This window comes from Rhizobium tibeticum, assembly GCF_900110205.1.
Lineage (GTDB): Bacteria > Pseudomonadota > Alphaproteobacteria > Rhizobiales > Rhizobiaceae > Rhizobium > Rhizobium tibeticum.
Map to the genome: position 1 here is coordinate 48,576 of NZ_FOCV01000035.1, position 14,262 is coordinate 62,837.

At 58.0% G+C, this 14,262-nt stretch carries 13 protein-coding genes; 5 read left to right on the forward strand and 8 right to left on the reverse strand.

The window, feature by feature from the left end:
* Nucleotides 1–12: 12 nt before the first annotated feature.
* Nucleotides 13–453, forward strand: coding sequence for a hypothetical protein (locus BSG20_RS28040; protein ID WP_072380628.1), 441 nt, complete (start codon nucleotides 13–15; stop codon nucleotides 451–453).
* A 226-nt stretch (nucleotides 454–679) separates the two neighbouring features.
* Here the strand turns inward: BSG20_RS28040 and BSG20_RS28045 are convergent, their stop codons facing one another.
* The 3 genes from BSG20_RS28045 to BSG20_RS28060 all read right to left on the reverse strand — a co-directional run bounded on the left by BSG20_RS28045 (nucleotide 680) and on the right by BSG20_RS28060 (nucleotide 3,017).
* Nucleotides 680–883 (reverse strand): hypothetical protein, encoded by a 204-nt coding sequence (locus tag BSG20_RS28045; RefSeq protein ID WP_072380630.1) that lies wholly within the window; start codon nucleotides 881–883, stop codon nucleotides 680–682.
* A 668-nt stretch (nucleotides 884–1,551) separates the two neighbouring features.
* Entirely contained in the window at nucleotides 1,552–2,592 is a 1,041-nt protein-coding gene (ligD, locus tag BSG20_RS28055; RefSeq protein WP_072380632.1) for a non-homologous end-joining DNA ligase, read from the reverse strand.
* A 98-nt stretch (nucleotides 2,593–2,690) separates the two neighbouring features.
* Nucleotides 2,691–3,017, reverse strand: a complete 327-nt coding sequence (locus BSG20_RS28060; protein ID WP_072380634.1) for a DUF982 domain-containing protein — start codon at nucleotides 3,015–3,017, stop codon at nucleotides 2,691–2,693.
* A gap of 532 nt (nucleotides 3,018–3,549) precedes the next feature.
* Between BSG20_RS28060 and BSG20_RS28065 the strand changes: the two genes are divergently transcribed.
* From BSG20_RS28065 to BSG20_RS28075, 3 genes are all read left to right on the forward strand, one after another.
* The gene (locus BSG20_RS28065) at nucleotides 3,550–5,430 is read left to right on the forward strand and encodes an ABC transporter ATP-binding protein (RefSeq protein WP_072380636.1); all 1,881 of its coding nucleotides are present in this window, start codon (nucleotides 3,550–3,552) and stop codon (nucleotides 5,428–5,430) included.
* Nucleotides 5,431–6,368: 938 nt separating this feature from the next.
* Nucleotides 6,369–7,928 carry a DUF1254 domain-containing protein gene (locus tag BSG20_RS28070; RefSeq protein ID WP_093041521.1) on the forward strand — a complete coding sequence of 520 codons (1,560 nt, stop codon included), beginning with the start codon at nucleotides 6,369–6,371 and terminating at the stop codon, nucleotides 7,926–7,928.
* Nucleotides 7,929–8,107: 179 nt separating this feature from the next.
* Complete coding sequence (locus tag BSG20_RS28075; RefSeq protein WP_072380639.1) at nucleotides 8,108–8,920, forward strand: aminoglycoside phosphotransferase family protein; 813 nt, start codon at nucleotides 8,108–8,110, stop codon at nucleotides 8,918–8,920.
* 186 nt (nucleotides 8,921–9,106) lie between these two features.
* On the opposite strand, the gene BSG20_RS28080 is transcribed toward BSG20_RS28075, so the two are convergent.
* Nucleotides 9,107–10,888 (reverse strand): adenylate/guanylate cyclase domain-containing protein, encoded by a 1,782-nt coding sequence (locus BSG20_RS28080; RefSeq protein ID WP_072380641.1) that lies wholly within the window; start codon nucleotides 10,886–10,888, stop codon nucleotides 9,107–9,109.
* A gap of 267 nt (nucleotides 10,889–11,155) precedes the next feature.
* On the opposite strand from BSG20_RS28080, the gene BSG20_RS39195 reads away from it, so the two are divergent.
* Nucleotides 11,156–11,308 (forward strand): helix-turn-helix domain-containing protein, encoded by a 153-nt coding sequence (locus BSG20_RS39195; RefSeq protein WP_478013403.1) that lies wholly within the window; start codon nucleotides 11,156–11,158, stop codon nucleotides 11,306–11,308.
* A 392-nt stretch (nucleotides 11,309–11,700) separates the two neighbouring features.
* Here the strand turns inward: BSG20_RS39195 and BSG20_RS28090 are convergent, their stop codons facing one another.
* The 4 genes from BSG20_RS28090 to BSG20_RS28105 form a co-directional block, all read right to left on the reverse strand.
* Complete coding sequence (locus tag BSG20_RS28090; protein ID WP_072380642.1) at nucleotides 11,701–12,717, reverse strand: DUF3618 domain-containing protein; 1,017 nt, start codon at nucleotides 12,715–12,717, stop codon at nucleotides 11,701–11,703.
* Nucleotides 12,717–13,133: a phage holin family protein gene (locus tag BSG20_RS28095; RefSeq protein ID WP_072380644.1), complete on the reverse strand. Its 417-nt coding sequence runs from the start codon at nucleotides 13,131–13,133 to the stop codon at nucleotides 12,717–12,719. The genes BSG20_RS28090 and BSG20_RS28095 overlap by 1 nt, the downstream gene beginning before the upstream one ends.
* Nucleotides 13,126–13,665, reverse strand: coding sequence for a nutrient deprivation-induced protein (locus BSG20_RS28100; protein WP_072380646.1), 540 nt, complete (start codon nucleotides 13,663–13,665; stop codon nucleotides 13,126–13,128). The genes BSG20_RS28095 and BSG20_RS28100 overlap by 8 nt, the downstream gene beginning before the upstream one ends.
* A gap of 237 nt (nucleotides 13,666–13,902) precedes the next feature.
* Nucleotides 13,903–14,262 (reverse strand): zincin-like metallopeptidase domain-containing protein (locus BSG20_RS28105; protein ID WP_244551821.1); only part of this gene is annotated, 360 nt, incomplete at its 5' end.

The following is a 14,262-nucleotide window of genomic DNA, read 5'->3' on the forward strand; positions in this document are numbered from 1 at the left end:
AAGGAGATCCGCATGGGCCTGAACGTACGTGGACAAACGTTTTATACACTCAGCCAGGACGTGCTGGATGATCATGTCCTGATGGCCAATCATTTGATCGATGAGTTTTTGCTTTTCATGAAGGAAGACGAGATCGGGAATGACCTGATCGACGAAATCGAGCTTCCTGTTCCAAAGAAAGCACTTGTCGAAGCTTTTCGCATCGCCATCACCGCCGAGAGGCAGCCGACTATCCGAGCGCTGCTCATTAAGGCGGCGATGACGCTGGCTCAGTTTCGAATTGGTCTTGGCAACCGGATCAAGCTGACGCCGCTGACCCCGCACGGCCGATCCCCGCAAGGGCGATCCTTGGCATTCGAACGGAGGTTGGAACGCATACTGATCGCCACGGCCGAAGAACGAGTTCACCTGTGTGAATTCTATCGGCGCGTGTGCATGCAGTCCTACAATTAGGAGAACGGGAAGACCGACCTTTCCGATGCCGGGAGATCAAATGTCGGTCCGACCACCGCAGCCGACAGAGAGGAAGACGCAAGGCATTGGACGCAATGCCGAGAGTCGTGGTGCTATTTCAACGCCCACCTATCGTTTTTTTCGCCGTCCACCGGATCTGACGACGCTCAAAAGTCCTCGACCAGGATGAGATGATGCAGATTCGTATGCCGGGCGCCGTTTTTGATCAGTGCACTGCAGCGCGTACCTCGCCGTTGTTCCTAGCGGCTAGGTGATCCGTGATCGCCCGACGGATATCCGTGACCGTGTCGAACAGTTTGTTGTCAAGATCTATCACATGAAAGCGGACGGCGATGAACTTCAACCGGTTGTCGAAGGGAACGGCTATACCGACTTCCTGACCATTGAAAACGACTGCTTGCCTTTGCATAGAGCACTCCAATCCGAGACGCGGATCAAATTAGCAAATTGGAATGAATTGTTTACGACACGCTATGTTTGCGGTCGTCGCTTTGCATCGAATTGAAGACGTTTACTCTTTCGATGCATCAAGACTGTGAGAAGAATTCGAACGGATCTTGTCATCGTTCCTCCGACCGGTCGCCATTCGCCGACCGCTGAACGCTCATATTGGCAAATACTTATGTCCCTCTGACGACAAAAGCTAACCTAGGTTTTTCCTTCAAGCAACTATTATCTTTATATTTTTAGTATTTGGTTTAGTATTACTATTACCGCACCTGCGAATAAGAAAAACTATACTACGCCGGCGGCATACACAAAAAGCAGTGCGGCAAGTTCCTATGCTGTGCCAGGACGCGGGTTCGTGTAAGCACGGTGTTGAGATAGCTATGGTTGCCGATCTGGCCCCGTCGCGCAGAAAGTGCTCAAAGCGGCACCAGGCTCGGTCGATGTAAATGGTTCGATGCTTGCCGATTTTTTCGTCCTGCAGGGGTTCGTGCGACGTCGCGGTGATGACGAACTTGCCGTCGACTCCGTCGTCGCACGGGACCATGTTCACTATCGCTTTACTTGCCGAGGTTCCCGAAAAGCCGGCGCATTGAGAAGTTTTTTCCACGGTCGCAAGGTCGGGGCAGATCACTCGATTTCATAGATCGCTGCATTATCCTGCACCTCGCGGAGGCCCTTATACGCCGCGTGCCGCAGCTTGCGGTCATGTGTCCAGGCGCGGTACTCGATTTCGGCAATCAGTGTCGGTTGCACCCACACGACGTTCCTTCGCCGCCCATCGTATTCTACGGGCGGCCGTTTCGCTGTAATGCGGTCCAGCGTATTGCGTAGCGACTCCGCATTGCTTTCGGTGAAGCCCGTGCCGACGTTTCCGACGTAAACCCACTCATGGCCCTTGCGGGCTGCGAGAAGGAGGCTACCGATCCCTGCCCGCGCCACCGATGACTGCTCGTAGCCGACGACAATGAAACTGTCGCTTTGCAAACATTTGACCTTGATCCAATCGCCAAGACGTCCTGACCGGTAACTGCTGTCGCGATGCTTCGCAATAATACCTTCAAGCCCTTGCTCGCAGGCGACTGCGAATATCTCCCGGCCATCTCCGTCAATGGCCTCAGATAGCCGAATAGCGCCCTGCTCGCTGCGCAGAAGAGACTCCAGGAAGAAGCGACGGGACGACAGCTCCATGTTTCGGATATCGTGCCCATCGAAATATAGAAGATCGAAGGCCATCATCATCGCCTGCCCTGAGGGAAGCTTCCCACCTCGACCGCCAAGCGAATTCTGCAGCATGCCAAAGTGGGGCCGCCCCTGCTCGTCCAGAACGACTGCCTCCCCATCGATGATAGCTGTCCCGACACCCAGGCTCTTGGCCGCTGCCTCGATCGCCGGGAAACGATATGTCCAATCATGTCCCCCGCGCGTCAAGATGCGCACATTGCCGTTGTCGAGATGGACCGCAATCCGATACCCGTCCCACTTGATCTCGTAGAGCCACTCCGCACCAACGGGCGCACGCTGCTTGACAAGCGCCAGACATGGCTCGACGCGCGTTGGCATAGTGTCAAAGGGCAACTGTGGTTGGGAGGGGTCACGAGGCTTTCTTGGATTGGAACGAAGTGGCTCGTTCCCAGTGAGCAACGGCTTAGGACGCGGAGATTTGGTCATTGATGCTCATCACGAAATGAAGATGGGAGTTCTTTGCCTTGAAGGCCTCGAATGTGAGGCGTATCGTCCGCGCGTTGCCCGCTCTAGGGCACTGCTCATCATTCCCTGAGCCCCGCCTCTATGTGGGGCTCTTTTTTCTCAGCCTGCTTTTCGGCTGCAACATCGTCCGGCACGACGTGCAGACCCGCCTCATGGGCCACGGCAACGAAGGCCGCTCGGGCACTTGCCGCATCTGTATAGAATTCCAGCGCCTCCAGCGAGGTCATGAGGGCACGATGGAATGAAGGTGCCTTTGACAACGTCAATTTGCTGCTTAGGAGCATGGCGGCGAGATCCTCGACCGTATCAGCGTGTCGATAGCGGCCGGTGTTGCCTTCAATCTCGACATCTATCGGGCTGATAAAAACGGGGATCTCGCCAGCCATGCTCCTAAACTCCCTTAACTTCATTAGAATCCAGTAAATGGCAAGGCGACCCGTTTCGTCCAGCCCCGCAATACCCCATTAGGAGCTCCCTCAAATCAATAGTTGGAACAGAAATGGAACATGCACAATGCAGATCGTCACTGTGCGCAGCGACACGTCTTGCGCAGCATAAAATCTCGTCATCTGGTTTCTCGGCTGGGCCGAGATACCAGGGGAACTCGCCGTCGTGAGACGCCCGGATCACACATGCTGTTGGCACTTTCCGGAAACGACTGGCGTTTCGTTTCCGTTCATTACAACGCTCTCAGCCCGGTATGACCAAGTATTCAGGAGGTTCCCTTACATCGACTACGCAGAAACGTCGGACGCCCCAGGCACTTTCCTACGATCGCAGATCTGACGTTTGCGACCCTTCCAATTCCAGGAGATTTGCGAAGATTTTCTGATTGAGATTGCAGCCGGAAGATGATGCTATGTGGCCTGCATAGCTGAGTCCCCTCGCCCTCCTCCCAATTTTCGACCCGAGCGGCCCATGTCGATTTCAGATGCGATCTACCGTCCCTTCGAAACGCTGATCCGCCCGCTCGACATCCCCTATCGGCCGCTGCCGTCCAAGGGGCCCGTGGCGGTTCTGCTGCACTTCATGTCGATGTTCCGTGGCGTGCTGATCGCGCTCGCACTTTCATCCATGGCGATGGAGGCCATCAACCTGACCATCGTCTGGGGGCTTTCGGTCATCGTCGATGGCGTATCGCAGAAGGGCGCATCCGTCTTCCTGCACAGCGAATGGCCGCTCCTGACTGTCCTCGGGCTCCTGATCTTTCCGGCCATGCCCGTCGCCTCCTTCCTTCTAAACACACTCACCTCGCATACGCTCGGCATCGGCATGCCGGCCGCCATCCAGTGGCAGGGGCACAAAGCGGTGGAGCGGCAGGATCTTGCCTTTTTCCATGATCTCTACGCAGGACAGGTGGCCTCGCGCCTGCAGCAGGTGTCGTCTGCCGTCCAGCAGCAGATCATTGCCGCCTTCCAGTCCATTCCGCGCTTCCTGCTGCAGCTGGTCGGCTCAGTGATCCTGCTATCGAGCCTGTCCTGGCAGCTCGCCTTGCCAGTCGTTGTCTGGATCGCGCTCAATGTGGCGCTCACCGTCAAGATGGCGCCGATCTTTGCCGAGCGTTCGCGCCGCACCGCCAAGCAGCGCAGCCTGGTGGCCGGCGCCATCACCGATCTCTACACCAACATGCAGATGATCAAGCAGTTCGCCGCCGAAGACAGCGAAGCCGGCGCAATCAGCCGCATCATCCGAAAGGCCATACAGACGCAGCACGGAGAACAGCGCATCTACCGCACCTCGGAACTGATTGTCGTGGTCCTCAACACGACGCTCTGGCTGGTGATGCTGTCGATTGGTTTCTCGGGTCTCGTCAACGGCTTTCTCACGGTCGGCGAGTTTGTCGGCGCTGTCTACATCCTCCAGCGGCTCTCCACGCAGATCTTCACCTTCCTGCAGATGGGCCAGCAGATCTTTCAGGCGATTGGGACGATCAAGGACGCGATGCCGGTGATGACGACGCCGCCCACCATCACAGATCGGCCTGACGCGGCGAGCCTCACGGTCAATAGCGGCGAAATTCGTTTCCAAGACGTCTGCTTTGCATACAAGTCCGGGAAGCCTGTCATCGATAATCTGTCGCTGACGGTACGGCCCGGCGAGAAAGTGGGGCTGGTCGGCCTCTCCGGAGCCGGCAAGACTACGCTGGTGAGTCTGCTGCTGCGTTTTTACGACATCGAGGACGGCGCGATCCTGATTGACGGCCAGGACATCCGCGATATTACGCAGGCAAGCCTTCGCCGCAACATCGGCGTCATTGCACAGGACGTCGCGCTGCTGCACCGCTCGGTCGGAGACAACATCCGTTACGGCCGACCGGAGGCGAGCCAGCACGAGATCGAGCAGGCGGCAAAGACAGCAAAGGCCGATGTGTTCATCACCGATCTTGCGGACGGCGAAGGCCGAAAGGGTTATGACGCCTTCGTCGGCGACCGCGGCATCAAGCTCTCCGGCGGTCAACGGCAGCGTGTGGCGATTGCTCGCGTTTTGCTGAAGGATGCGCCGATCCTCGTGCTCGACGAGGCGACCTCCGCCCTCGACAGCGAATCTGAGGCCGCAATCCAGGAAAAGCTCAACTTGGTGATGGAGGGCAAGACGGTGATTGCCATCGCACATCGCCTTTCGACCATTGCCATGATGGACCGGATCGTGGTGTTAGATCAGGGACGCATCTTGGAAGAAGGCAGGCCGGACGAACTGGTCGAACAGGATGGCCTGTTTGCCCGCCTGTGGAAACGCCAGACCGGCGGCTTTATTCCTGAAGACATCGACGAACCTTTGCCGGCATCGCCTACGAACTAACCCTCCGGCCGACGCTTATTGCATCGGCGAGGCTGTGCCTTGCGGCCAAAGGGGTCACTCGTTAGCAGGTCTTAGCGGGAAGCGAACATCTCGATGTGCGGTTTCAAGATGCGTGGTGTGCGAACCATTCATTGTCAGATGCTGCCGGAAGAAGGACTAGCCATGCCGCTTTGGCCGCCGCCAATAACTACTGTGTCGTGTCGGTCCTGCATTTCTGCGTCTCCAGGTCGGCTAGAGCGGCAGGAGCCTAACAAAGCCGACCTGGAACGACAACGCGACTTGGAAGTCTATTCTCCCCTCAATGCAAAGTTGAACCACACGGTGAAGAGACGAGAAAACTCGGCGAACAACAGAAGTAAAACAACCTCCCCAATGTGGATCTCCAAGGATCATGAGGCTGATCAACGCCACCATAAAATAGGCTGCGGCAAAAATCGAAACGCACCTCAGTAGCGCCATCCTTTACCCCTCCATTACCGACTAGCTTGTTTGGTGTCAGTTCTCACAAAAACGCAGAGTAACGACGGCAACATCATCCATTGGCGGCTTATGCACTCTCCGACCAAGGCCGCCTTGCGCTATCGGGCCCAAACGCGACATTCCCCTACGTTACTATACTCGAAGTGAAGCACAGGAGATGGCAACCGCTAAGCCGGTGATCTGCTTAGACCGGATCATTTACGCCGACATTTACCGTAACGTGCTTGCTATTTTAGAGGATCGTGTAACTCTGAGCTATTCAACCTGCAATCGTGCTGTGCCGGGCGACAGGCCAGGCAACTTAGCCAAGGTCGAACCGACGTGCATAGCACTCGAACACCGCAACAGTGGGTCGTCTGAGCTGATCCCAGTTCATGGATATGGAGGACAGCATGAGAAATATAAGCCCATGTTCACTTCTGGCCCTAGTCGCCGCAACATCTCTGTGCGGCGGGGGCATGGCTTTTGGCCAGACGGCGAACAAAATTCCACCAATTCTGGTTACCCCCGACAGAGTCGAGTCGAGCATCGGGACACTGGATTTTAAGGACGGCGCTCCGAGCCCTGAAACCATAAAGAAGGTGTACGACACACTGGCTTTCACCCGAGGCCTCGACGCGTTCCTGAATAGCTACGGCGGCGCGTCCGCCTATGCGATTCACAAGGGCCTTCTCGGCATCGGTGCTGAGGACAACACAGTTACTATTTTTCCCGAACTGATGGATTCGAAGTCGCTGTTTCTCACGGCAAATGCTGACACCGTCTATTACTTCAGTGTCGTCGATCTGACGAAGGGGCCGATGGTAGTCGAGCAGCCTCCAAAGGGCGTCGGGACCATCAATGACATGTGGTTTCAGTGGATCATCGACATCGGCTTCCCCGGTCCCGACCGTGGAGAAGGCGGGCGATACCTGATCCTTCCACCCGGCTACGACGGTCCTGTTCCCGAAGGTGGCTTTTACGTGGCTCGGGCGAAGACGAACCGTGTCCTCTATGCCTCGCGTGGCTACCTCGTTGACAACGACCCCAAGGCAACGGTCGCGAACATCAAGGAGCACATGAAGATATATCCGTACACGCCAGGAGGAGTAGGTACGAGCATCGCGACAGCGCTTGAAGGCACGGTCAAGCTTGCCGCAAATCCGGTGGTGCCTGAGACCAAGTTCAACGAGGCGAGTGGGAAATCGTTCAATACGATCCCTCCAAGCGACTACTCGTTCTTCGAGATGATCAACGCCAACATTCAGGCCGAACCGGCCGATTCCTACAACCCGGAACTCGCGGGGCAGTTGGCGGCGATCGGGATCGTGAAGGGCAAGGAATTCAGACCAGATGAACGGATGAAGAAAATCCTCACCGACGCAGCAGCGGTCGGAAACGCGTCGGGACGAGTGCTAAATTGGGATTCAAGCAACATTCCAGGTTGGGCTTTCTACCCCGGGTCAGGTTGGGCCAACATGCTTTGGGAAGGCGGCGCGAATTTCGAGACGCCGCCGCCGATGATAACCAAGGAAGGCATGTTCGCCCCTTTGCCGCCGACTGGCGCGCGGACCCTCGACTCCAAAACGGCATTTTATTACGGCTATACTCTCGACTCTCCCGGCATGATCATGCGGCTACCCAAGGTCGGCTCGCAGTACCTCATGGGCTTCGTCGATGCGGATAAAAAACCCTATGACGGTGGCAAGACCTACAAGGTGACCCTACCGCCAGACATTCCAGCCGAAGCATTTTGGTCGTTCACGCTCTACGACAATCAATCGCGGTCAATGCTCGACACGCCGCAGCGATATCCGCGTGCGGGCAGCCAATCCTATCCGTCACCCGCTGCTGAAGCGGACGCTGATGGTTCCACGACGATCTACTTTGGTCCGACCCAGCCCAAGGACGTAAAGCGCGGCAACTGGATTCAGACCATGCCTGATAAGGGGTGGTTCGTGCTGCTTCGTCTTTATAGCCCTCTCGAATCTTTCTTCACGAAGGAATGGCGTCTGAGTGAAGTCGAACTCGTGCCCTGATGTTGGTTGATGCAGTCTGGCGCGCGGGCAGAGGTCCGCGCGAGGCGGGGACCCCTAATGGCGCGCGTTCCGGGTCTATCGATGGTCGCCTTACGGGCATATCTTCCATTTGACCGACCATCTGCTCCGCGCCTAAGCTTCCAGAGAGCACGCGCGGGACAATGAGAGCTAGTTGGAGTATGGTTGAGCCAGAGATTCCTCTCGTAGGCGGTGCGGACTCGAGGGTCGTTCGAGTCGGTCAGACAGTTCGGCGCAACGGTCGCGCCTGGTCTCCCGCCGTCCTTGATCTTCTGCAGCACGTTGAGCGTGAAGGGTTTTCCGGGGCCCCGCATGTGCACGGGTTTGATGACCAGGGACGAGAGGTTCTGACCTACATGGAAGGGGAGGTCGGCCAAGGTCTCGGGTTCATCCCCGACGAAGGTGGCCGCTTCGACGTCCGGCTCCCAGATTATGTCTGGCGCGACGACGTGCTCCTGCATCTTGGCGCGCTCATACGTGCCTATCACGATGCGGCGGCGAGCTTTCCGTGGACTGGACGAGAGTGGCGCTTAAAGGCTCGGCAGCCTGTTGAGACGGTTTGTCACAACGACCTCACGCCTTGGAATACCGTCTTTCGCACAGGCCTGCCGGTTGCTTTCATCGATTGGGACGCCGCGGCACCAGGGCCTCGCGCGTGGGACCTCGGATTCATCGCCTGGCGTTGGGTACCGTTCTGGCGGGACGTGAAGTGTCGAGCACACGGACTCCCGACCGGTGTCGCCGAAAAGGCCCGCCGCTTTCGTTTGCTGCTTCAGGCATACGGGCTCGAACCTGAGGTCAGCGTCGTGCAAGCGGCAATCGAGCGGGTGGGGCAATTGCAGGAACACATGTGGAAGCTCGTCGCTGACGGCTCCAAGTGGGAGGTGGAACTCGCCCGTCGCGGTGTGCTCGACGAGGCGACGCTTGAGATCGCCTGGATTGAGGAGCACGCTGCAGCGCTTGTAAGGTCGTGACCTATCCTGATGAAGGTCTTCATCTTGCGCATCTCGGAGTGACCCAGCCTTCCGCCGTCGGGCCATGGCGGGCGGGATGGCTGCGATTGACACTGCTATATCGGCCATATCCTGAACGGCGGAATAACGGATTTTGCAGTTGTTGTGATGACCACATCTGGCGCATTCCGTCAACATCCGCGCGCGTCAGACCGTCAACCCCCCCTTGCGCAGGCCTTCAACGCGGCGCTCAAAATCGTTGGGGTTCCGGAACGGAAGGACGCGGCGCCGGCGCTCGACAGAGAAACCAGGATTTATCTGAAGCGCGTGCTCCCAGGCCAGTCGGCTCTCCTCCGGCCGACCGAGGTGGCCATAGCACGACGCAAGCAGGGCATAGGCGGTCTCAGATTGCGGGTTTCGTTCGAGCCGCTGGTTGATTGCATCAATCGCCTGCTGATACTCATCGAGGGAAAACAGCGCCTCCGCGCGAAATTGGAGCAGCACTTCGGGATAGTGCGGGTCCAGCCGCATCACGACGTCGAGCGTTTCAAGCGCATCGGCCGGATCACCGGAAAATATCTGCATATGGGCCTTCGCCATATGGAGATCGACGGAGTTTGGCGCAAGCGCTAATCCCCGTTGCACCTCGGCCCGCGCCCGGTCCATTTGCCGGCTCCACATGCTGGCCATGACCAGCGCGAAGTGACCGTTGGGCTGCTCCTCGGCCATCTCCACTGCCTGTTGCGCAAGCTCTCGCCCAATCCGCAGCGAGCGTTCCGGATCGGGGCTCCAGGCGTTAACGTAGTCGAGCACATGGGTAAACGAAATCAGTGCGTGGGCCGCCACATAGCCCGGATCGAGAGCGAGGGCTGCGGTTGCCAGACTGCGCGCCGCGATATTTCCGTTGCTGGTATGCGCCGACGCCCGCTCCCGAGCGCGCAAGTAGAATTCGTACGCCTCCACGTTGACTGCGCGCCCTTGGGTCAGGCGATCCTTGTCGCCGACCGTCAGCTTCAGCTTGAGCGCAGCTACGATCTCCTGGGTGATTTCATCCTGAACTGCAAAAATGTCCACGAGATCGCGATCGAACCGACTGGCCCAGACATGTCCGCCGTTGCTCGCGTCGATCAACTGCGCTGTGACGCGTACCCGGTTGCCCGCCTTGCGCACGCTGCCCTCGAGCACGTAGCGGACGCCAAGCGCCCTTGCTACCTCTGGCACGGAGACCGCTGCCTTCTTGTATACGAAAGACGAGTTGCGGGCGATCACGTGCAACTCGGACAGCCTCGAAAGGTCAGTGATGATGTCCTCGCTGATGCCGTCGGAGAAATACTCCTGCTCGGCATCGCCGCTCATGTTGTTGAACGCAAGCACGGCGATGGAGGGCTTTCCAGCAACAGGTGGCAGCACCGAAGGTTCTGCCAGGACACTGGTCTCTGGTATCGCCGGCTCTGCCTGCGCGACGATGCCGACCTGAAGCGAATAGACCCGGATCGGCTCAGCGATGTTCTTGAGTTGCGTCGCACCGAGATCGGTTGGAGGAAGTTCGAGTCGCGCCTTCACCTGGCGGTAGGCGTCTTCAGATAGACAGATAGCGCCGGGCTTAGCGATTCCTTCCAATCGCGAGGCGATGTTAACGCCGTCGCCCATAAGGTCGCCATCGCTTTCCTCGACGACATCGCCTAGATGGATGCCGATGCGAAACTCGATGCGGCGATCCTGCGGCACGCCGGCGTTGCGCTCGAGCATTGCGCTTTGAACCTCGATCGCACACCGAACGGCATCCACAACACTGCGGAACTCGATGAGGCTTCCGTCTCCGGTGCGCTTCACCACGCGGCCGTTGTGCACGGCAATGGTCGGATCGATGAGATCGCTGCGCAGAGCCCGCAGCCGCGCAAGAATGCGATCCTCGTCCGCGCCAGCAAGACGGCTGTAGCCGACCACATCCGCGACCAGGATCGCCGCAATTTTACGCGTCTCGCTCATAGCTCCATTTCCTGCTACGCGCAGACTAGCATACTGGCCCGGCCAACGCTCCCCAATCTCGAATTCGTTCGCTGAGAAAGTCCCCAATAAACTATCGGCCGAATGCCGATTCTGAGTTGATAGCCTTGGACTTCACGATGCTGGCCGCGCCGCGACTGTCCGTACTTCGCTGTCATTATTGGAAGCGAAAATCGGCAAAACCATTGTAAAATTCCCTAATAACCCATTATATTAAAACAGTTATTCGCCACAGGAAGATCGGCAGAAATGGAAGAAGTACCTCGCCGCATCGAACCGTGCTGGCGAGAAGGCGATCTCGAAGCAGGAAAGCCCACAGCCCAGATCGGAAAAGTCCTACAGGTTCTTCAAACGCCCGGCTGCTCTGTCGAAATCCCAGCCCCTGGTGAGCGCAGACGATGACGGCTGAGCGTCTGGTGGGCCGGCCGTGTCGTCAGTCAATTCACCCAAGTAGGCGTGGCGATATCGGCTTTGCCTGTGCTCGGGGGTGCGAAACAATCGGAGCGTCTTACTCGCCCAAAGCGCCGGCCATTTTTCGGTGGCCTACTTCCTAAGAAAAGCCAGCGCGTCACGAACGCGCTTGGCGGGTACGGCTCGAACAAGCCGCGGTCCTTCCTTAGCCGGGTTCTGCTTGACCCGGCGTCGGTGCGTCGAAAGGATCGAGATCCTCTTTCCTCAGTGCAACGAACACCCTCGCCCCGACTCGAATGGCGGCTGCGCTCGACAATCTGAGTGGGGCATGGGCATCTCCCGCCAACCGGCGGTCAGCCATTGTGGCCGCAACGACGGCGGTTTCACGAGGACTGTGGCTCTTGCCTGCCTATATCTGATTTGAACTTGTCAACCTCCTCGACCACACGATCTCTGGCTACCTCATGAACGTCAGACGCGACTGCGACTGCCTTATCATAGGCGTCGGACGCAATCTCGGCTCCTTGATTGACCAAGGCCGACGCCTGAGCCGAGACGGCGTTGCGTGCCGCATCCGCAGTTTCGCCGAGAAACTCGTCTTCCGTCTCAGTATGTGGAAGCGCCGCACCAATCGCTGCTCCTACAGCGAATGCGAGAGCACCGCCGACGAGCGGTTGATCCCGAAAGTGAGTGAGAATGGCGGCGTTTAATTTGCTCGCTTGCTCTTGCACTCTTTCTCCGGTCGAGGCGGATCGTTCCGAAAGCGAACTGGCAGCATCCGACGCTCGCGTCCCAATAGTGCTTGCGGTGTCTTTGATCTGAGCCCATGTTTCCGAGGCCCATCCCGACGCAGCGTCAAAAATTGCCCCCGTCTCGTCGACAATTTCCTCGATCTGCCTGCCACTGGCATCCGCGAAGCCTCGATAGGTTTTTCCTGCCTCGTCCATGAAGTGGCCGGCACGTCGTCCGGCATCGTCGGTCAGTGCTTTCAGTCGCTTTCCGGAGGCGTCGGTAAAATGGCTGTAGCGGGCGCCATTTTCCGTTGCTTCTGGTGGGCCGATGCGCCGCACAGGTCCTTCGACCTGATACAAAGGATAGTCACCGTCGAAACCGGGACGAGATGCGGCGCCACCAGATGACGACGTTTCCTGTTTCGCCATGAGCCATGCCAAGCTGACCCCCATGAGAGCGACCGGCAGCGGATTGGCCTTAAGGGATTGACCGAGATTCCTAACATATTCACCGCCGCCGCTGCTTTTGGCGTAGGCCAGCATTTCATCGATCAGCTGCCCCGGTGACATTCGCTCCTGGATGGCGTCTATCCGATCCTCGATACGCAGGCGATCGGCGTCGATCTCGCGTTGGAGCTCCGAGGATGTTTTTTCGATTGAGTTTTCCATCAGATCTTTTCCTTCACAGCGTTGACGTCGCGCCGTAGTGAGGTTGCCGTGCGATCTAGCCTCAACTTATCTCCGCGCAATGCATTCAATCCTTTCGACACCATTGCCCAGGCGATGGCGGCGATGACAAGACCGACAATAAGTGCAGCAAGCGCGCTCGCGTTGGACTGTGTCATGCCGTAGTTGACGAGGACGGCAGCCAGACCCCCGACGAGGGCGCTCAGCAATATGCCGACCGCACCGATCGCGAGTACCAGCCCAACAATCAGAACCTCGACACCGCTGAGTGCCTGCGAAATTTTTTCCGATGCCTCAGTCTTCGCAAGGTCGATCTCCTTGCGCAGTAGTCCAGCGACATCAGTCACCAATCCGCCAAGGAGTTCGGACAAGGGTGTGTTTTCAGGTAACCTAGCCATTTGTATATTCTCCGCTGTTCAAGGGAGAACCAGAAGCGGCGCTCGTCGATCGTTTGGCCGACGCGGTCAGAAAGCGGCTGGCCGCCAAGCCCGCAAGTGCGGCGATACCAAGGAACGCCAGCGGCTGTTTGCGTCCGAAGTCTTCAGCCATTGTTGCTACTTCGCCGAGGTCTCTGCCCTCCATCTGCTTTGCGAGGGTTTGCACGCTACTTCCAATTTGCCTGGCATATCGGCCGACCTCGGGCTGGTCTGATTTTTCGAGTTCCGAGCCAACCTTTTCAAGGGCGGTGGCGATACCGCCAACCTGACGGGCTGCAAAACTTGTCTCCTTCGAGACCGCGTCTTTTACTCGATCGACGGCGGACGCCGCGTCCTCCTTCAAGGTGTCGCGCGCAGCGGTGAGATCATCGACGATCTGCTCCTTTAGATCTCCCACCCCCGCAGGCCTTTTCGCGGGCGGGATTAACTCGCCGCTTGTCGGGTGGGGTGACGATCCGACGCCGCCCTCCATTCCTGAAAACTCGTTTGACATAAAAGCCTCCCATGGCTGAAACAAACGGCAACTGCCGCGTCTACGAACCATTGGTCTGAAGGTTTGTTCCCCGACATAAACGTCAGTTTTTTCGACGGTGGATTTCCGCCTGGAAGAGCCAATTTAGTGCATCAACGGTTACGGCTCTCTCACGCGAGACCGTGCCCGATCGATGAAATAGCCGCGTATGTCGCTCGAACGCGCCGGCGGTCGTGTGACATCGGAAAGGCGGCTTACTTACGCCGCCTCCTCTTCGTCCGTCTGATCCGGCTGCAGGTAGTGCAGGTAGCTGACGGCGCGCTGCGCATGGCCGGCGGCGACAAAGATCGCCCGCTTGTCGCCTTTAAGAACCTTGAGCCAGGCGGCAAGGTAGCTTGCATGATCGGGCCGCGGCTCGAGTTCGGGAACGATGCCGAGATCGGCGCAGAGGAAGCAGCTGCCGAGTTCGGCGATCAGTTCCTCGCGGGCGCGGTCGCTTTGGTCCTTGGCATAGCGGCTGAGATCGCGATCCAGTCGGTGTGGCGCCGCCGTCCAGTGGGTCAGTTCATGACTGAGGATCGCGACATAGGAGGCCGCGTCGCGGAAGGCTTCGAAGGC

What these genes read in the sequence shown, in the direction of transcription:
- BSG20_RS28040 (WP_072380628.1), top strand. Translation starts at nt 13, where the DNA reads ATGGGCCTGAACGTACGTGGACAAACGTTTTATACACTCAGCCAGGAC.
- BSG20_RS28045 (WP_072380630.1), bottom strand. Translation starts at nt 883, where the DNA reads ATGCAAAGGCAAGCAGTCGTTTTCAATGGTCAGGAAGTCGGTATAGCC.
- ligD (WP_072380632.1), bottom strand. Translation starts at nt 2,592, where the DNA reads ATGACCAAATCTCCGCGTCCTAAGCCGTTGCTCACTGGGAACGAGCCA.
- BSG20_RS28060 (WP_072380634.1), bottom strand. Translation starts at nt 3,017, where the DNA reads ATGGCTGGCGAGATCCCCGTTTTTATCAGCCCGATAGATGTCGAGATT.
- BSG20_RS28065 (WP_072380636.1), top strand. Translation starts at nt 3,550, where the DNA reads ATGTCGATTTCAGATGCGATCTACCGTCCCTTCGAAACGCTGATCCGC.
- BSG20_RS28070 (WP_093041521.1), top strand. Translation starts at nt 6,369, where the DNA reads ATGGCTTTTGGCCAGACGGCGAACAAAATTCCACCAATTCTGGTTACC.
- BSG20_RS28075 (WP_072380639.1), top strand. Translation starts at nt 8,108, where the DNA reads ATGGTTGAGCCAGAGATTCCTCTCGTAGGCGGTGCGGACTCGAGGGTC.
- BSG20_RS28080 (WP_072380641.1), bottom strand. Translation starts at nt 10,888, where the DNA reads ATGAGCGAGACGCGTAAAATTGCGGCGATCCTGGTCGCGGATGTGGTC.
- BSG20_RS39195 (WP_478013403.1), top strand. Translation starts at nt 11,156, where the DNA reads ATGGAAGAAGTACCTCGCCGCATCGAACCGTGCTGGCGAGAAGGCGAT.
- BSG20_RS28090 (WP_072380642.1), bottom strand. Translation starts at nt 12,717, where the DNA reads ATGGAAAACTCAATCGAAAAAACATCCTCGGAGCTCCAACGCGAGATC.
- BSG20_RS28095 (WP_072380644.1), bottom strand. Translation starts at nt 13,133, where the DNA reads ATGGCTAGGTTACCTGAAAACACACCCTTGTCCGAACTCCTTGGCGGA.
- BSG20_RS28100 (WP_072380646.1), bottom strand. Translation starts at nt 13,665, where the DNA reads ATGTCAAACGAGTTTTCAGGAATGGAGGGCGGCGTCGGATCGTCACCC.